The organism is Bacillus hominis (genome assembly GCF_030348325.1).
Classification (GTDB): Bacteria; Bacillota; Bacilli; order Bacillales; family Bacillaceae_G; genus Bacillus_A; species Bacillus_A hominis.
Window position 1 is genome coordinate 38,886 of record NZ_JAUCFS010000001.1, and the last position, 16,100, is coordinate 54,985.

The window sequence follows — 16,100 nt, forward strand, 5'->3', positions numbered from 1 at the left end:
GAGGAGGAAATAATATGGCAATCGCAATGGCAGTTTTAAAATTTGTAGGTGCAGCACTTCCATTAGTTCAAGAACTTTTAAAAGCATTTATGTAAGTTCATTATTTAGCAATTATTTATAAAAATTATCATACAAATGATCTGTATATCAAAGATGAATTGATGTGCAGATCATTTGTGTGAGCAAAGTCCCTTTATATTATTAGGGGACTTTTTTAAATTTCTACATACTTGAGGTTCCGTCACATCAACATCAAGTTAAAACACTTTTAAAACATTAAAAAGTGCTTTTTATTTATTATAAATATGAATGTAAACTTTTAACCATTTGTTTACATTCATTACCCCTTAATCATTGACTTTATCTAAATTCCCTTGATATCCTCAAAACACATAACAAAAGTATACATTCGAAATACTGTAAATAAAAAGTTTAGGACATCCATAATCAAAAAAGAAAAAGCTAGATCCATGCTAGCTTGTTACATAAGTTCTGTTATCGAAAGTTATCATATTCATGTTTTAAAAGAGAATATACCTTAGAATCGCAATACATACCATTGATCATTGCACTTTGTCTCAATGTTCCTTCATATGTCATTTTTAGCTTTTGCATAACTCGTTCAGACGCTATATTCCTTACATCACATCTTCCTTCAATACGATTTAAATCTAATTCTTGAAAGCCAAACTTTATTAGTTCTTCTAAAGCTTCGACAATAACTCCTTTTCCCCAATACAGTGGGTTAATAACAGCTCCTAAAGAAGCACTATTATGTGATAATTTCCAAATGCCACAGGTTCCAATAACTTTCTGATCATCCTTAAAGATAATAGACCATATGAAGGACTTACCTTTCTTAACTGTTTCAATCGTATTTTCTAAAAAAATACGAGTTTCATCTTTATTTTTGTGTACCTCTCGAGGTACATATGTAGTTGTTTGAAGATCCGAATAGACTTCAAATAAATCATCTAAATCATGAAAATCTAGTTTTTTTAATAAAAGACGCTTTGTTTCTAATTTGGGGATTTCATATGTATTTTCCATACTCTCACCTCAGTTAATCCTTATTTTTATATTATATATCTTATTCATGTGAAGTTTAATATAATCCCACTTATCTGTATTCAATGTATCTAGAAAAAACCCCTTCAGTTTATTTGCTGAAGGGGTTTCGTATTTACATAATTTTCGTTATCAGAAGTTAATGTATTTAGAAACCTAGAAAAGTCCCGTCAGATTTTCTGAGGGGACTTTTCAGTCACGTAATCAGTAAATTAGTCTTTAAACCAACTGAAAAAACCTTTCCCTTTTTGTTTCTCATTTTATATTTCATTTTGTTTCTGTATATCGCTAATGTTTTTAATCTCGACTTGTCCGTTTGTCATAATTACAATTTTTCCTTCATTTATTTTGTCGAATGAAAATAAAAAAAGAGAGCGAAGCCCTCTTAGTTGTTCATTGAGGAAAACACACAAAATCATGACAATATTTATAGCCATAACCGGTTGTCGCCATACACTTTTCCATACAGCTGTGATAAGGATAATAAGGATTACCGTATGGATATGGGGAATACGAGGTGTAATAAGGATGGAAAGATGAATAAGGATATTGCCAATTTAAATACGGATACAAAATATATCACCTCTTAATTATTATAATTAATCTTTTGGTTATTATATTGATTCTATGAAAGCTTGGATAATTGTCCGTATATAAATGGGTAATACACCCAGTGTCAATAAATTGGGAGAGGAATAAAAAAAGAGAGCCAATCGGCTCTCTTGTCATATTTGGTAAAATCATATAAAATTTTACCTCTAGTAAATGGAAATGATTTCTTTTATGCTGAAATCAAACCACAGTATGTCTTTGATATCACGTAACATTTTGACGTATAAAGCTAATTGTTTAGCGAATAGTCCTTGTTGATATCCATCAAACTTCTCATAAACTCTTTGAATGCATTACAAATGACAAAGAAAACATTAATATAATTACCGAAAAAAGACACCCTAAGGTGCCTTCCTCCGACTTGAACCATCTTAATTTTAATAATATTGGACGCCAATCCAATATTATTTTACCACGTTAAGTAATATTGGTCATTGAGAAAAAAATAAAAGCACTCTTTCGAGTGCCTATTTTAAGCAGATACAGCCGCTTTATCTTTACGGAAGATGCCCATTAATCCACCAATTAATAATAATACTCCTGGTAATAAGTAAACGAGAGAGATACAGATGAATCCACCAATAGCAGCAATTGTCATCATAATACCGCCAACTTTAGCATTCTTTTTAACTACTACACAGCCAACAATTCCTAAGATTGATAAAGCAACGGCACCCCATCCTAAACCGATGATGCTGTCTGCACCTTCCGCTTCAAACGCAGCTCCCATACCGCCGATCATTAAAGCGATAAATGCACAAATAATACCAAAAATACCACCAATAAGACCTAATACAAATTCAGTTGTTCTTTTCATTTTAATTTCTCCTTATTTAGCTACTTCGAATTCGAATTTCACAGATTTTTCATCAAATGTAAATGTTGGTTTGAATGTACCAATAAATTTATCACCTTCTGGAACGTCAAAAGTCATTTTGTTAGTGATTTGGTTACCTGGTGCAATATTTTCGTTTACGAATGAATCTCCTCCACCGAAGTACTCTTTGAATTGGTTGCCGTTAGCATCGGCAATTTTTAATTCAGAAGTTCCGAAATATATATCTTTCTTACCATTGTTTTTAGCATTGAACGCAATTTCTAGAACTTTCCCTTTCTCAGCTTTGATGTATTCGTTTGGTTCAACGAATTTAGCTGAACTGAAAGTTAGTTGTAGACCATTAACTTCTACTGTATCCCCGATTTTATAAACTTTGTTTTCAGTAGATGCTTTTTTGTCCTTTTTCTCCTCTTGTTTAGGAGCGTCAGTTTTACTTACTTCCTTTACTTCTGTTTCACCACATGCAGCCAAACTAAAAGCAAGTGCTCCAGCTAATGCAATTGTACCCATTTTTTTATACATTATGTTTCCTCCAGTTATGTAAAATGTAAGATTTCCGAAACCATCATAACAGAAACAGTTACAACTATTTGTCGTATTTTGTCGATAGAATAAAAAAAGACACCCTAAGGTGCCTTCCTGCGACTTGAATCATCTTAATTTTAATAATATGTATTGGACTCCCATCCAAATATTATTTTACTATGTTAAGTTGTTTTATTACTTGCTACACATATTTACTTTTTCTTGGTATTTGACAATACTTTCTTTTGTGGCTGGATTCTGTTCGGCATTTTTTAATTGTTCAAGAACATTTTTCGCGTCGTCACAACTCATCTTTTCTCGTTCTTTATCCTCAAATGATTGTGCTTTCCTTTTTGCATACTCTAAACCTTCTTTTTCCTCACGTTCTTCTTTTTCTTTGAGTTCTTTTTCGATCTTTTGCTCATTTTCCCATTCTTTTTGAACGTGTTTACATGTTATTCCAACTTCTGGCGAACCGCAAAGTTCAGGTTCTTCTTTCTTTTGTTGCTTCACTTCACGTTGCCTTTGCGCTTGTGCTGCTTGTTGTTTACGGGCTTGTTCCTGCTCTTGACGTTGTTGTTCTTCTCTTTCTGCTTGTTCTTGCTTCGCTTTCTCTTCCGCCTGTCTTTGAGCTTCTGCTTCTTGTTTTGCTTTCTCTTCTGCCTGTTTTTGAACTTCCGCTTCTTGACGTTGCTGTTCTTCTTGCTTCGCCTTTTCTTCCGCCTTCTGGGCTTTTTCTTCAGCTTTAGGTTCATTAGAAGTGCTTGCCGTTTCGTTAGGCGAGCATGCTGCTAATCCCATAATTAACACGCAACTTGTGAGTGCGAGTAATAGTTTATTGTTCATAATATGTATCCCCCGGTGTCTAAAATGTAAGATTTCCTGAACTATCATAACAAACTATCAATCTGTATATTGTCATATTATGTCGAATGAAAGTGAAAAAAAGACACCCTAAGGTGCCTTCCTCGGCTTAATAACCGCATTTTATTTTCCTCGTAGACTCTGTTCATATGCTTTAACTTCATCAGTTGATCCAAATGTTTTCAGGTCAAATATTTTGTTACCATCAACACATACTACTAATAATCCATCTTTAGCTTGAATAACACTTCCAACATTGCCCTTTTTTAGAGAAATACTAAAAGGATGATCTACATTCATCGTTTTTTTCTTCTCTACATATTGATTAAATTCCATGCCAACTGGGAATGCCTCTTTTAATTGTTGAAGAGTATACTCAGTTGTAGTTGGCGGATTACTTTTAGGCTTTTCTTGTTCTGGTTGTTCTTGCGGTTTAGGTGTTTCTTGACTCGGTTGTGTCGTTTTTTGAAGTGAACTAGTTTGCTCTTTTTCATAGGAAGTTACTTTAGATTTCAATTCTTTGATTTGCGTTTTTAATTCTTGCTGCTCATTAAAGTGTTGATCAGTAACTTTATCCATATCTTTTTGTGAATACTTAGGTTTCATATCTTCTGATGTGGAATTCTTAAAAATAGATACGGAAGCACTGATAACAACTATTACAGCGATAATTCCAATAATTAGTTTTTTGTTCATTTATGTTCCTCCTGAAATATAATGTTATTATTATATAATAATTAAATAGTTATAGGTAGAAAAAAAGACACCCTAAGGTGCCTTACTACGACTTGAACCATATTAATTTTAATAATATGTATTGGACTCCCATCCAACTGTGATAAAATAACAGTTTTTAGAAAATGAAAGCGGATTCATTAACCTACTTAATAGTTTTATCCATAACCTCTTTATATTTATTAAACTCTTCATCTTTCATATCACCATTCATTTGTAAAAGGAAATTCCCTTTAGCGTATGTATGTGAGAAAAGTATTGGATTTGAGTTACTCAAATCATCATAGTACTTCTTAGCTTTTTCTAAATCTTCTTTCTTACTAAATTCAAATAAACGGCCACCGTTATCCTGACCAAGTGCAGGAACTAGGATACGTTTCCCATCTTTACGCATGTTTCCAAATTCTTTTTGTGGTAGATCCGTAGCATTTTCAGCTTCTAATCCAGCTTTTTTAAACTCGTTAATAAGTGAAGTTGTAGTAATTGGTTCAGGCTTTTTCGCTTCTTGCTTTGGTTTTGATTCAGTCGCAGTTTTTTCATTTGAACTACAAGCAGCCATCCCCATAAGTAATGCGCTACAAGTTAATGCTGTAAGTAATTTTCGTTTCATTTTTTCTTTCCTCCGTACATTCAAGTTGTAAGATTTATAGAAATCATAACAAATCCAGTTACAACTGTCTTGTCATATTTTGTCGAATGCAAATAAAAAAAGAGAGCCGAAGCTCCCATCTTCAACGAGTGGAGAGTAGAGATGATTCAATTATGTATCGATCTGGAGCGTCTCCTATATAGTCAAAAGGATAACAAGTTGTTAATGTTAATGTTGGCTCACTTTTGTCTACAATAACTGTTCGATCTTCTGAATCCGTTATCCAATGCTTGTTAATTCTATATGTATATGTTTTATTTTCATATTCCACGATAAGTTGGTCGTTTTCCTTTAGTTGACCAAGCTCGGTAAAAACGGTATCTCTATGTCCACTTAGTACCGTATGTCCATTTCCAGATGGTGTAGTAGTTAGATCACTAACAAACATACCTACACCCTTTTTCAGTACTTTATCGTCAGCTCCCCAATATACAGAGTATTTCTTTTGTATTTTAGGGATAATTAAATATGCTACTTTATCTCCTAATTGATGGTTTACCTTTGAAGCGGGAATTTGTACAGGTTCTTCAGGTTGTAATGAAGTCTCAGTCTTTGTCTCTATTTGATTGATGTTTGTTGTTTCATTTTCTTTAGAAGGTGTGGAGGTCTCATAGTGCTTCGCTTCGTTAGTCGTTAGCGACTCTGCTGATTGTCTAGCACCATACCATTCTAGAAAATAATAGGAAAAGATAGTAAGTCCAATAACAATTAAAAATAAGCCTATCCATTGTTTTTTATTCATTTTTATCACTCCATTTGAAAACGACAGGATTTCTCCTGCCGTTTTAAGGAACTATTTTATGCGTTTGTCTTTTTACGACGGAACATTAATACAGATCCAGCTAATGCTAAACCTAAGCTTGCTAACATCATTGTAACACCGTTTGATGCTGTATTAGGTAATTTTTCACCTTGTTTTTTTGTTTCTTTTTTCACAACTGTATTAGTATTTTTCTTTGTTTCTTTTGCAGTTGTTTGTGTCTTAGTTTGTTCTTGTTTATTGTTTGTTGCTTGGTTGTTTTGATTTGAATTCTCTTGTTTTACAGGTTCTTTTTTAGTAGTTTGTTTACTAGCTAAAAATTGATCGTAATCTCCTTTTTTCACTTCACAAGGTAAGCCATCATTGTCACGATCTAAATCATGGGGATCGTTAGTTGCGCTGTAGCCATTGCTGTGCCAGAATTCCATAACCTCTTGTTTGTTTTTAAAGTGATCGCAATTCTTGTCGTTTGGATTTTTTTCTGCAAATGCAGCAGAACTGTACCCAACTGTTAATAGTGTGAACGCTGTTGCTGAAGCTAATAGTTTTTTCATGAATTTCTCCCTCTTCCCAAATGATATGTAGTTACATTGAAATATTTTACATTCAAAAAAAATTAAAAATAAAGCAATAATTTGTTGTTAAATGTAAGATTTCCAAATGATAATAACAAATTATTAATTATTATATTGTCATATCATGTCGAATGAAAATAAAAAAAGAGAGCCAAAGCTCTCACTGGAAGGAATGGTAAAATTTTTCCTCTAGCAAATGGAAATGATTTCTTCTAAAATTAAATCATAGTATGTCTTTGTTATCGCGTAACATTTTGACATACAAAGATACCTGCTTAGCAAAGCGCCCTTGCTGACGTCCATCAAGCTCCTCATAAGCCCGTTGGACATCATTGAATAGTAACTCTAGTAATGCATCTTCCTTCTTGTCTTCGAAGCTAAGGAGACGGTCTATGGAGGTATTAAAAAACGATGCAAGTACTTTCAAACTTTCAAGATCAGGTTCATGGCGATTTACTTCCCAATTTTTGATTTGTCCACGTGACAACCCTGTTCTATCAGATAATTGTTCTTGCGTTAAACCGAAAGACTTTCTGAAATTTTTAATGTTTTGGCCAACTGTAGTTTTCATATTTTGAGTATAATAATCACTCTATTACTATACCATAATTGGTAGTTATTCTGACTTTTTTTATTATATTTAGGTCGTATTTCTGTTTATGAAAAATAAAAGGAACAAAAGTTCGGTTTTTGTGGTAAAATATTCATATAGAGGGTTTTAAAAGAAAGACTGTAAAAATGCATACTTCTTTCTATGAAATTCAAGGAAAACTGTTATATAAGGATTTTTAAAATCTCTCAAAAATGGTAGATTAAATAGTTTTCAACTATACTACATGGAGATAGCAAAAGGTGAAGAAGAGGGAAGAGAATACAGAGAACAATCAAGAATTTTCCGCAGTATTCTACCGAAAACAGTCTTAAAACGATATAGATAAATTATACATAAAAGTTGGTGAAGTATTTGAAAGGTAAGTTTAGTAAAGCCATTTTGACAATTGCTACTGTAGTTTGTTTTTCTATCACCGCTTTCCAATTGACACTATCAAATCGATAGTGTCATTTCTGCTCTAAAGGAAATGGAGAGTTTTTAATCCAAAGCGACAAAAGCTCTTCATTTTAAGAAAGTCTACATATATTAAAGAGAATATAGGGGGAAGTAGATATGAAAAAAGAGCAATTAGTGAGGGAAGCGGTAAAATTGGGTTTGAAACATGGGGCACCAATTAAAGCAGAAGATATTTTAAAAATATGTCTAGACGAATCTTATAAGAAAAACCAAATACATAAAAAAGAAGACTGTTACATTGAGTAGTCTTCTTGGATTAACCATTCTTTTTATTTTGCATATAAGTAACATACATCTCTAACTGTTCCCAAGCTTTCTTTCTCTCATCTTCTGGAAGACTTTCAATTAAAGCCATTATGTTCTTTCCTTCTTCAGTAACAATATTATTTTCTTGCTCATTAAGATCAGGATCTTCGGATCTTCCTAGTAAGTAGTCTGTAGTTACATTTAATACTTCTGCAATTTTTGCTGTTACTTCCCGTGAGGGTTGTTTCTTACCAGATTCTACTTTTGAAATGAAAGATTCACTAACATCTACTTTTTCACCTAATTCTTTTTGAGACCATTTTCGCTCTTTCCTGATTTTTTTTATTCTAATGGATAGCGTAGGTAACATAATCTCAATCCCCTTTAAAAACTATTTTATGTGAATTTACAATACTTTTATTTTACATTGACTATAATATATATTCTACATAAAACTTGACCAACAGTCCATTTCTTGGTTTTAAAAATAAAAAAAGGAACAAAAACTTGACCTGAGGTCACATTGAGTGTACAATGAAAATGTAATCGAGAGGTGAAACCGATGAAGGTAAAAGGAAGTTATATAAAAGAGCTTCGGATAAACAAAAAACTGACACAAAAGCAACTAGCTGAACTCTCAGAAATCAGTGAAAGTATGGTTTCTAAGGTAGAATTGGGTGTTAAATCAACTAAGGTTGAAACATTAAAAAAAATAGCTAATGCTTTATCAACAACAATGGATGACTTAGTAGGATGAGGTCATTTTTTAAATGAATCAAACTTGACCTGAGGTCACGTTAAGCGTTCGAACTTGACCTAATACGATAAAGGGGGAAAGGAAATGAAACAATTACAAGTTTTCAACAATGAAGAGTTCGGACAAGTCCGGACAGTAGTACAAGGTGAAGATGTTTGGTTTGTGGCGAAAGATGTGTGTGATGTGCTAGAAATCGTAAATGCAACTAGATCACTTAGTCGATTAGATGAAGATGAGCTTCATAGTATGAAGGTCACTGATTCCCTAGGAAGACAACAGGAAACAAACATCATCAACGAAAGCGGTCTTTACTCATTAATCATGACAAGTCGTAAACCACAAGCAAAAGCATTCAAAAGGTGGGTAACCAGTGAAGTGCTTCCTTCTATTAGAAAACATGGTGCATACATGACAGATCAAGTACTAGAACAAGCGGTAACTAATCCAGACTTCATGATCGGCCTTCTCACTAACTTAAAAGAAGAACAAGCGAAGCGCATTGAAGCTGAACGCAAAGTATTGCAGCAACAATCTTTAGTAACATTCGCTCAAGCAATCCAAGTCTCAACGAATCTAATCAGCATAAAGCAGTTAGCGATTCTAATGAAGCAAAAAGGAATAGACATAGGTCAAAACAGACTCTTCGAATGGTTGAGAGAAAACGGCTATCTTTGCAAGAAAAGAGGAAGCATGTACAACACGCCTACTCAGTATTCAATGGATTTAGGACTATTCGAGTCACAAGAATTCGTAAGAACAAATAGCGAAGGTGAATTCGTAACATCATTCACACCAAAAGTTACAGGGAAAGGTCAGCTTTACTTCATTAATAAGTTTCTTAATCAGGAGGCGGTTTAGAGATGGAAAGCTCACTATCCTTGATAATTGTCGCGATAGCTATATGTTTATCGACATACTTAGTGCACCGAATAGATGTTGCAGCAAAGAGAGCAGGATGGCTTGAAGATGACAAATAAACAGCAGCGAGATGAATACGAACGAAAGAAAATCTTGTGGATCATAAAGGATTTGAGAGCTAGAGAGGTACACGACAGCGCAGATAAGGTTGAGGAAACATACAAGTATATAACTCTAGCTAAATGAGGGAAGCCCTGCAGGGGATGCAGGGCAGTACTAAGATCATCGAGTTGTCGATTCTATAAGAACTTTTTGGAATGTACAAAGTGTAACACGTAATTTATATGAACTTTATATATAGATGTTACAAATTTATGAACACAGACAAGCTCTTTTTTGTCGGAATATTCAGGGATCTAACGATAGCCCCCACCTAGCAAATGGGTTCCTGGATATTCCGATGCTCAAAATCATTAAAACAAAATAAAAAACCGCCTTACCCCTAAGACGGTTTGGAGAAAACACACTTATTAACTTACTTACTTACATTATACCAGATGTTTTCTCCTACAGTAAATAAGGAGGAATGTGGAAATGATTGAAAACGGCATGTTAATGGGAAATCATCATGATTCATCAGCTAGAGACTTCATTGAAACTTGTTGCGGTTGTAATGGAGAAATCTATTTTGGAGAAAGTTGCTTAGATTTTGATGGGGATTACTTACACACTGAAACCGAATGCATCAAACAATATGTAGAGTCTCATTCTACAAAGAAAGTAGCGGGTGAATAAGATGGGCCTACAAAATAAAATTGAAGCTGAAATTCAAATTATGAAGAGTTTAGTTGAAAAATATAAGCAAAGTAAAGAACCTAATGCTGCATCAATGCTTGTGGCTTATGAATACGGATTACAGGCACTTATGGAAGTGTATGAAGCTAGTAAACAAGCAGAAGTAGCACCATTTTAAAAAGAGAGGGAGATTGATATGACAGCTGAAAATTACTTTTCTAAATTAGCTCAAATAGATTGTTCGGAACACGTTGAAAAGAAAGGACGCTTTAGCTACTTATCATGGGCATGGGCGGTAAAAAAGCTTCGTGAAGTAGATCCAGCAGCTACATGGGAAGTTAAGCGATTCGATGGCGTTCCTTACCTTAAAACGGATTGCGGTTACTTTGTAGAAGTTGAGGTAACTGTACAGGGATTACCACTAAGTCAGATTCATCCAATACTTAACAATCAAAATAAACCGATTGCGGAGCCAAACAGTTTCGATATTAATACGAGTATCCAACGCTGCTTAGTAAAAGCGATTGCGCTTCACGGTTTGGGATTATACATCTATGCAGGTGAAGATTTACCGGAGATTCAAGAGGTAATGATTACTTCTCAACAAGTCGGTGCAATTAAATTAAATATTAAAAAGTTAGCTGCTCTTCGAAAAGTAGATGAAGATACGATCAAAGGCCACTTAAGTATCAAGGAAGTTGGCGAATTGACATTAAAACAAGCTGAGGAAGTACTTAAGAAATCGACAAAATGGGTTAAACAGGCCGAAAAAGAAACTGCTGAAAACGGAGAACAAGAAGTGAAAGCGAAGGCGATTGAGTATGGCAGATGTTAAATGGATCAAGTTAACTACTAATATGTTTGAAGATGAAAAAATTCGATTGATTGAAAGTATGCCGGAAGCAGACACATTACTGATTATCTGGATTAAATTACTGGCTCAAGCAGGAAAAACAAATACCAATGGTTACATTTTCTTAAATGAAAACATTCCGTATACCGAAGATATGCTTGCAACAATATTTAATAGACCGATAGCAGTTGTCCGGCTTGCCCTACAAACGTTTAAACAGTTCGGAATGATAGAGGTTGATGATAATCATTTTATCAGTGTCTCGAATTGGGGCAAACATCAGAGTTTAAATGGATTAGATAAGATTCGTGAAGACACAAAAAAACGGGTAGCAGCATACCGCGAACGAAAAAAACTTAGTCTTTTAAACGAAGGTAACGGATGTAACGTTACAGGTAACGAAGATGGTAACGCAAATGAAACGGACAAAGAAGAAGAAAAAGAATTAGAACTAGAAGAAAGAGATAAAGATATTAATAAACATATAGTCGAGATAGTTACCTATCTCAACGACACATGTTCCACTTCCTATCGTTCATCAACTAAAAAAACTAAAGATCTAATTAAGGCGAGATTCAATCAAGGTTTTAATGTAGATGACTTTAAAAAAGTAATAGAAATTAAGGCTTCTCACTGGTTAACAGATGAAGAGTATAACCAGTATTTAAGACCATCAACGTTATTCGGTAATAAATTTGAAGAATACTTGAATCAACAACCAAAAAAAGGAGCGAAGAACAATGCAGAGAGCGGCGGCAGCAATACCAACCGATATAGCCAAAAAGGTGAATATGACTATGGATTCTGATGTTTGTGATACGCATGGCATGAATAAGATGAAATTCAGCGGACAAGTTGTATGCCCTCGATGCTTCCTTGAAAACGAAAGTAAGAAGCTCCAGGAACAAGAACAAGCGAAATACGATGCGGATAAGGCGAATGAGAAGAAATTCTTATTCCATCAACAAAGCATGATTGCTGATAGCAATATTAAGAAAGCTAATTTTGATAACTACCAACCTACTAGCGAGGAAGGAGCGAAGAACCTTGAACTAGCAAAGATCATCGCAACGGATTATCTCAATAGGAAAGTGTTCAATACAATTATGGCCGGTAATTGCGGAGCGGGGAAAACACATCTTGCTTATGCCATTGCAGATCAGCTTGCAGGAGCAGGGATATCAGTTGTCTTCGTCACAGTTGGCGAATTGCTAAGGAAGATTAAAAGTACGTTCAATAAAGATTCCTCCTTAACTGAGGATTCAATCATTCGGACATTAGTAAGAGCAGATGTATTGATAGTTGATGATTTAGGGGCAGAGTTAGGCGCATTAGATGCTAATACAAAAGCTACAAACTTCATTAATAGAGTGTTATTCGATGTTTTCGATGGAAGGCAAGGTAAATCTACTATCTTCACGACAAACCTTACTGGAGAGCGTTTAGAGGGCGCATATGACGAACGGATTGTATCACGTATATTCAATAACTTTAGAGCAATTGTTTTTAAAGATACAAAGGATTATAGAAGAAAAGCATTACCATTCTAAGGGGGAATTAAGATGTGTGTATGTGAAGGAACTGGAGTAATTAGAAATGATATGGGAATGGGTATGTACCAATTCGCACCATGTATTTGCGAAGCGGGGAATCGGACACCTGAAGAAGTGGATAGAAGACGTCATGCCGTTATGACGAGGTTAAAAGCAATCCATCAATTACAAATGCGTGAGAAAGCCGAGACAGTAGCATGAAGCAATTAACACTTGAGGATGTGGTTGGAAGTTTTGAGTATGCAGCAAAGAGCACGTCTGATAAGTTTTTGCAATGTGTTACAAGCGTCATAACGTACTCAGTAGAGTTTTACGACAAAGATGACAAATGGAAACTTCGTTGGTTTGAAGCAAAATCAGAAAGCGAAGCCGTAGGAATGGCTAAAGATAAATATGGTCGGATTCAGATTATCAACACTTACATTTCAGATAGAACGTTAGCTGAAATTATGGCATTGGATTAAGAAAGGGGCATGGCAATGAACTTCTTTATCTTAGATGAACATTATGAGCAAGCTAAAGTGAATGGTATTAGCAGACAAAGACTTCAGGAGAGAGTATACCGCTATGACTGGAATATCGAAAGAGCGATAACACAACGGATCGGGAAAAAGAAAATGGATTTCGATAGAAAACATGGTGAATGGATGCATATGGCGGAACGTAACGGTATATCACGTTACACATTTTATAGTCGATTAAAGTGCGGTTGGTCTTATCATCTAGCAGCAACGAAGCTACCAGGGAAGCAAGGGAATCGCTATGACGAGAGCAGAAAGAGTTAACAAATATTCACAAACTTCGTTGAAGAGTTGTAGTTTGAAGTTGTTTTTCTTTCTGAATGTCATTGGTCTTGAGGATGGTAAAACGTCTTAGAACGAAAAAAATAAACATGTTTTATGAGATTTGTTGTTTTTTATATAGAAAGTAGGTGAATCATCATTTGTTTGACTGGATGAAAGATTATCAGAAATTAGAAGAGGATATTGCTTATTTGGACTACAATTTAGATAAAACAAAAGCTGAATTAAAACGTTGGATTAGTGGTGATTTACGGGATGTTCGTTTAACTGCTGAATCGAACGGTGCGAAAGTAGAAGGACATATTGAAGCAATTGAATATGAATTAGCTCATAAAATGAATGCTAAGTACGATTTAAAGTATTTGATTAGTAAGTTTACCGGATTAGAAAATCGAATACTAAAAATGAAATATGTGGACGGAATGACTTTAGAACAAATAGCTTTTGATTTGCATTATAGTACAGGCTATATCCGACGTAAGCATGCTGAAATAAAAAAGATTGTCAAGTTTCTAGATGAATTTTAATGTTACCTTTATGTAGGTTACATGTGGTGTACAGAAAGCATTGAAAAAATGATTTATAGTAGTAATATAAGATTTTGACAAAAAGGGCAACTATTTTTATGGTTGCTCTTTTTGTTGTGAAAGAAGGTGAGTGTCATTAAGTAATTTTATGGAAAGATGGGCATTTAGTTGTTGGGTGTACTTAGTAATTTAGTAGTTTTTTAGACAAAAATAATAGGAAAATAAGGAGATGTTTAGTAATGAGTATATTAGCTGCTTCAGTTACGACAAAGAATCTGCCGCAACAAGTATTACGATGGCAGACAATGGTAGAAAGTGAATGTGCTGCACAAGGTGTATCTGAGTTAGTGCCTTATGTGCTTGGAATTATTATGGTGGAAAGTGGAGGGAATTCTGAAACAACACCTGATATTATGCAGTCAAGTGAATCACAAGGATGGCCAATGAATACAATTAAAAATCCTAAGGATTCAGTTTATTACGGAGTAAAGCATTTAAAAGGAGCTTTTGATGATGCAAAAAAGAATGGTATTACGGATTTAAGTGCCATTGTTCAATCATATAATTTTGGACGAGCTTATCTTCGCTGGTTAGCTTCTAACAATAAACAACATTCATTACCAGTGGCAGATTTGTATTCTAAAACGGTTGTTGCACCATCTCTTGGAAATACAACTGGTGCTATGGTTCGATATAGTCAGCCTATCGCAGTGGCATACAATGGTGGTTATCGATATAAAAATGGAGGGAATTTTTTCTACTCTGAAATTGTTAAGCAATATGTGAATTTTGATGGAGGAACTGGTGGCAATAAACCGGTACAACCTAAAGGTGTTGGAATCGCTACGTCTAAGTATCCAGAAGGTTGGGGCATTAATTTATATAGTAGTGGTAATAAAGATGCTTGGTTCACTGGCCACGTAATCAATACCAAGACTCCATATTTAATTATAGATGGTGCTTGGTATGGTGGTAATGAAAATATGCTGTGCTTAGGTTGGCAGGCATGGGCGAAGCAAGAACACTTTGATGTGCAATGGTTCTATGCTTACTCAAAATATCCGGCAGGTTATGGTATTAACACATATAAGGCACCAAATGGTGAATGGAAAGGTAATGTGGATGGATCTGCCCCTTATGGAATTTATGCAAGAAAAGATGGTTATATTGATATTGGACAAAATACATGGGTAAAAGAAGAACATTTTAATGTAAGGTAATGACGGAGAGTTTCTCATTCTTTTGATCATACTCATGTAATCTGGAGATATGAGAATTAGATATTGGAAATCTATAATACATCGAAATAACAATGAATTAAGGTACTCATCTAAGTGCCTTTTTATATTGCGCAAAAATAGAAAGGAAGATTAATATGGCAAAATTTATTTATCCAACAGATACAACGCGAGTAACAAGTGGTTTTAGAGGTAGCAGACCAGATCATCATGGAATAGACTTGGCTGAGTCGGGTTATCATCCAATTTATGCAGCGGCTAGCGGGCAAGTTAGTCGTTCTTATTTCTCATCAAGTTATGGTGAATGTATTATGATTGTGCATACAATTGATGGAGTTACATGGGAGACTGTATACGCTCATATGCGTAGCGGCTCTCGGACGGTTAAAGAAGGCGATTATGTTACACAAGGACAAACAATTGGAGTTATGGGGAACACGGGGCAGTCTGAAGGCCAACACTTACATTTTGAAGTGCATAAAGGACGCTGGAACGCTAGTAAGAGTAATGCTGTTAATCCGTTAGACTACTTGGGGAAAGGAGACGGTGGTAGCACAACTGATCCTTCCGATAAACCGGTACAGCCAAAAGGTGTTGGAATCGCTACGTCTAAGTATCCAGAAGGTTGGGGCATTAATTTATATAGTAGTGGTAATAAAGATGCTTGGTTCACTGGCCACGTAATCAATACCAAGACTCCATATTTAATTATAGATGGTGCTTGGTATGGTGGTAATGAAAATATGCTGTGCTTAGGTTGGCAGGCATGGGCGAA

At 34.8% G+C, this 16,100-nt stretch carries 24 protein-coding genes; 14 read left to right on the forward strand and 10 right to left on the reverse strand.

Translation table 11 applies throughout. The features are described 5' to 3' along the window. Positions 1-495: 495 nt before the first annotated feature. From QUF93_RS00230 to QUF93_RS00270, 9 genes are all read right to left on the reverse strand, one after another. The gene (locus tag QUF93_RS00230; protein WP_289375053.1) at positions 496-1,050 is read right to left on the reverse strand and encodes a GNAT family N-acetyltransferase; all 555 of its coding nucleotides are present in this window, start codon (positions 1,048-1,050) and stop codon (positions 496-498) included. A gap of 1,102 nt (positions 1,051-2,152) precedes the next feature. Further along, positions 2,153-2,497: a DUF4064 domain-containing protein gene (locus tag QUF93_RS00235; RefSeq protein ID WP_289375055.1), complete on the reverse strand. Its 345-nt coding sequence runs from the start codon at positions 2,495-2,497 to the stop codon at positions 2,153-2,155. A 12-nt stretch (positions 2,498-2,509) separates the two neighbouring features. After that, positions 2,510-3,040, reverse strand: coding sequence for a DUF4352 domain-containing protein (locus QUF93_RS00240; protein ID WP_289375057.1), 531 nt, complete (start codon positions 3,038-3,040; stop codon positions 2,510-2,512). A 198-nt stretch (positions 3,041-3,238) separates the two neighbouring features. Then, complete coding sequence (locus tag QUF93_RS00245; protein WP_289375058.1) at positions 3,239-3,889, reverse strand: hypothetical protein; 651 nt, start codon at positions 3,887-3,889, stop codon at positions 3,239-3,241. A gap of 141 nt (positions 3,890-4,030) precedes the next feature. Beyond that, entirely contained in the window at positions 4,031-4,603 is a 573-nt protein-coding gene (locus QUF93_RS00250) for a hypothetical protein (protein WP_289375060.1), read from the reverse strand. A 184-nt stretch (positions 4,604-4,787) separates the two neighbouring features. Beyond that, a complete protein-coding gene (locus QUF93_RS00255) occupies positions 4,788-5,252 on the reverse strand; it encodes a stress protein (protein WP_243515628.1) in 465 nt (154 codons plus the stop codon). 121 nt (positions 5,253-5,373) lie between these two features. Further along, positions 5,374-6,033 carry a class D sortase, LPxTATN-specific gene (locus QUF93_RS00260; RefSeq protein ID WP_289375063.1) on the reverse strand — a complete coding sequence of 220 codons (660 nt, stop codon included), beginning with the start codon at positions 6,031-6,033 and terminating at the stop codon, positions 5,374-5,376. A 56-nt stretch (positions 6,034-6,089) separates the two neighbouring features. Next, on the reverse strand, positions 6,090-6,605 hold the full coding sequence (locus tag QUF93_RS00265) for an excalibur calcium-binding domain-containing protein (RefSeq protein ID WP_289375065.1): 516 nt from the start codon (positions 6,603-6,605) through the stop codon (positions 6,090-6,092). A gap of 244 nt (positions 6,606-6,849) precedes the next feature. Then, positions 6,850-7,197 carry a helix-turn-helix transcriptional regulator gene (locus tag QUF93_RS00270; RefSeq protein WP_289375067.1) on the reverse strand — a complete coding sequence of 116 codons (348 nt, stop codon included), beginning with the start codon at positions 7,195-7,197 and terminating at the stop codon, positions 6,850-6,852. A 594-nt stretch (positions 7,198-7,791) separates the two neighbouring features. Here QUF93_RS00270 and QUF93_RS00275 point away from each other — a divergent pair. Continuing rightward, positions 7,792-7,941 carry a hypothetical protein gene (locus QUF93_RS00275; protein WP_289375069.1) on the forward strand — a complete coding sequence of 50 codons (150 nt, stop codon included), beginning with the start codon at positions 7,792-7,794 and terminating at the stop codon, positions 7,939-7,941. 10 nt (positions 7,942-7,951) lie between these two features. On the opposite strand, the gene QUF93_RS00280 is transcribed toward QUF93_RS00275, so the two are convergent. Then, positions 7,952-8,311, reverse strand: a complete 360-nt coding sequence (locus QUF93_RS00280) for a helix-turn-helix domain-containing protein (protein WP_289375071.1) — start codon at positions 8,309-8,311, stop codon at positions 7,952-7,954. 192 nt (positions 8,312-8,503) lie between these two features. Here QUF93_RS00280 and QUF93_RS00285 point away from each other — a divergent pair, with 192 nt between their 5' ends. From QUF93_RS00285 to QUF93_RS00345, 13 genes are all read left to right on the forward strand, one after another. Next, entirely contained in the window at positions 8,504-8,698 is a 195-nt protein-coding gene (locus tag QUF93_RS00285; protein WP_016100193.1) for a type II toxin-antitoxin system RelB family anti-toxin, read from the forward strand. An 84-nt stretch (positions 8,699-8,782) separates the two neighbouring features. Then, positions 8,783-9,556 carry a phage antirepressor gene (locus QUF93_RS00290; protein WP_289375072.1) on the forward strand — a complete coding sequence of 258 codons (774 nt, stop codon included), beginning with the start codon at positions 8,783-8,785 and terminating at the stop codon, positions 9,554-9,556. Between the two features lie 594 nt (positions 9,557-10,150). Beyond that, positions 10,151-10,351 carry a hypothetical protein gene (locus QUF93_RS00295; protein WP_000571959.1) on the forward strand — a complete coding sequence of 67 codons (201 nt, stop codon included), beginning with the start codon at positions 10,151-10,153 and terminating at the stop codon, positions 10,349-10,351. Position 10,352: 1 nt separating this feature from the next. Beyond that, a complete protein-coding gene (locus QUF93_RS00300; RefSeq protein ID WP_289375074.1) occupies positions 10,353-10,529 on the forward strand; it encodes a hypothetical protein in 177 nt (58 codons plus the stop codon). An 18-nt stretch (positions 10,530-10,547) separates the two neighbouring features. After that, the gene (locus QUF93_RS00305; RefSeq protein ID WP_289375076.1) at positions 10,548-11,186 is read left to right on the forward strand and encodes a Sak single strand annealing protein; all 639 of its coding nucleotides are present in this window, start codon (positions 10,548-10,550) and stop codon (positions 11,184-11,186) included. Beyond that, on the forward strand, positions 11,173-12,012 hold the full coding sequence (locus tag QUF93_RS00310) for a putative phage replisome organizer (RefSeq protein ID WP_289375077.1): 840 nt from the start codon (positions 11,173-11,175) through the stop codon (positions 12,010-12,012). The genes QUF93_RS00305 and QUF93_RS00310 overlap by 14 nt, the downstream gene beginning before the upstream one ends. Next, on the forward strand, positions 11,996-12,754 hold the full coding sequence (locus QUF93_RS00315; protein WP_289375084.1) for an ATP-binding protein: 759 nt from the start codon (positions 11,996-11,998) through the stop codon (positions 12,752-12,754). Before QUF93_RS00310 ends, QUF93_RS00315 begins: the two co-directional genes overlap by 17 nt. A 12-nt stretch (positions 12,755-12,766) precedes the next feature. Then, positions 12,767-12,958, forward strand: coding sequence for a hypothetical protein (locus QUF93_RS00320; protein WP_139872733.1), 192 nt, complete (start codon positions 12,767-12,769; stop codon positions 12,956-12,958). Continuing rightward, positions 12,955-13,221, forward strand: coding sequence for a hypothetical protein (locus QUF93_RS00325; RefSeq protein WP_289375078.1), 267 nt, complete (start codon positions 12,955-12,957; stop codon positions 13,219-13,221). The genes QUF93_RS00320 and QUF93_RS00325 overlap by 4 nt, the downstream gene beginning before the upstream one ends. A 15-nt stretch (positions 13,222-13,236) precedes the next feature. Then, positions 13,237-13,542: a hypothetical protein gene (locus QUF93_RS00330; RefSeq protein ID WP_289375079.1), complete on the forward strand. Its 306-nt coding sequence runs from the start codon at positions 13,237-13,239 to the stop codon at positions 13,540-13,542. Positions 13,543-13,700: 158 nt separating this feature from the next. Next, positions 13,701-14,087, forward strand: coding sequence for a DUF1492 domain-containing protein (locus tag QUF93_RS00335; protein WP_289375081.1), 387 nt, complete (start codon positions 13,701-13,703; stop codon positions 14,085-14,087). Between the two features lie 239 nt (positions 14,088-14,326). Beyond that, the gene (locus QUF93_RS00340; RefSeq protein WP_289375082.1) at positions 14,327-15,307 is read left to right on the forward strand and encodes a lysozyme family protein; all 981 of its coding nucleotides are present in this window, start codon (positions 14,327-14,329) and stop codon (positions 15,305-15,307) included. Positions 15,308-15,462: 155 nt separating this feature from the next. Next, a partial coding sequence (locus QUF93_RS00345) for a M23 family metallopeptidase (protein ID WP_289375083.1) occupies positions 15,463-16,100 on the forward strand: 638 nt, incomplete at its 3' end.

What these genes read in the sequence shown, in the direction of transcription:
- QUF93_RS00300 (WP_289375074.1), top strand. Translation starts at nt 10,353, where the DNA reads ATGGGCCTACAAAATAAAATTGAAGCTGAAATTCAAATTATGAAGAGT.
- QUF93_RS00260 (WP_289375063.1), bottom strand. Translation starts at nt 6,033, where the DNA reads ATGAATAAAAAACAATGGATAGGCTTATTTTTAATTGTTATTGGACTT.
- QUF93_RS00305 (WP_289375076.1), top strand. Translation starts at nt 10,548, where the DNA reads ATGACAGCTGAAAATTACTTTTCTAAATTAGCTCAAATAGATTGTTCG.
- QUF93_RS00230 (WP_289375053.1), bottom strand. Translation starts at nt 1,050, where the DNA reads ATGGAAAATACATATGAAATCCCCAAATTAGAAACAAAGCGTCTTTTA.
- QUF93_RS00325 (WP_289375078.1), top strand. Translation starts at nt 12,955, where the DNA reads ATGAAGCAATTAACACTTGAGGATGTGGTTGGAAGTTTTGAGTATGCA.
- QUF93_RS00265 (WP_289375065.1), bottom strand. Translation starts at nt 6,605, where the DNA reads ATGAAAAAACTATTAGCTTCAGCAACAGCGTTCACACTATTAACAGTT.
- QUF93_RS00340 (WP_289375082.1), top strand. Translation starts at nt 14,327, where the DNA reads ATGAGTATATTAGCTGCTTCAGTTACGACAAAGAATCTGCCGCAACAA.
- QUF93_RS00330 (WP_289375079.1), top strand. Translation starts at nt 13,237, where the DNA reads ATGAACTTCTTTATCTTAGATGAACATTATGAGCAAGCTAAAGTGAAT.
- QUF93_RS00250 (WP_289375060.1), bottom strand. Translation starts at nt 4,603, where the DNA reads ATGAACAAAAAACTAATTATTGGAATTATCGCTGTAATAGTTGTTATC.
- QUF93_RS00310 (WP_289375077.1), top strand. Translation starts at nt 11,173, where the DNA reads ATGGCAGATGTTAAATGGATCAAGTTAACTACTAATATGTTTGAAGAT.
- QUF93_RS00235 (WP_289375055.1), bottom strand. Translation starts at nt 2,497, where the DNA reads ATGAAAAGAACAACTGAATTTGTATTAGGTCTTATTGGTGGTATTTTT.
- QUF93_RS00315 (WP_289375084.1), top strand. Translation starts at nt 11,996, where the DNA reads ATGACTATGGATTCTGATGTTTGTGATACGCATGGCATGAATAAGATG.
- QUF93_RS00245 (WP_289375058.1), bottom strand. Translation starts at nt 3,889, where the DNA reads ATGAACAATAAACTATTACTCGCACTCACAAGTTGCGTGTTAATTATG.
- QUF93_RS00270 (WP_289375067.1), bottom strand. Translation starts at nt 7,197, where the DNA reads ATGAAAACTACAGTTGGCCAAAACATTAAAAATTTCAGAAAGTCTTTC.
- QUF93_RS00320 (WP_139872733.1), top strand. Translation starts at nt 12,767, where the DNA reads ATGTGTGTATGTGAAGGAACTGGAGTAATTAGAAATGATATGGGAATG.
- QUF93_RS00280 (WP_289375071.1), bottom strand. Translation starts at nt 8,311, where the DNA reads ATGTTACCTACGCTATCCATTAGAATAAAAAAAATCAGGAAAGAGCGA.
- QUF93_RS00290 (WP_289375072.1), top strand. Translation starts at nt 8,783, where the DNA reads ATGAAACAATTACAAGTTTTCAACAATGAAGAGTTCGGACAAGTCCGG.
- QUF93_RS00295 (WP_000571959.1), top strand. Translation starts at nt 10,151, where the DNA reads ATGATTGAAAACGGCATGTTAATGGGAAATCATCATGATTCATCAGCT.
- QUF93_RS00240 (WP_289375057.1), bottom strand. Translation starts at nt 3,040, where the DNA reads ATGTATAAAAAAATGGGTACAATTGCATTAGCTGGAGCACTTGCTTTT.
- QUF93_RS00275 (WP_289375069.1), top strand. Translation starts at nt 7,792, where the DNA reads ATGAAAAAAGAGCAATTAGTGAGGGAAGCGGTAAAATTGGGTTTGAAA.
- QUF93_RS00255 (WP_243515628.1), bottom strand. Translation starts at nt 5,252, where the DNA reads ATGAAACGAAAATTACTTACAGCATTAACTTGTAGCGCATTACTTATG.
- QUF93_RS00285 (WP_016100193.1), top strand. Translation starts at nt 8,504, where the DNA reads ATGAAGGTAAAAGGAAGTTATATAAAAGAGCTTCGGATAAACAAAAAA.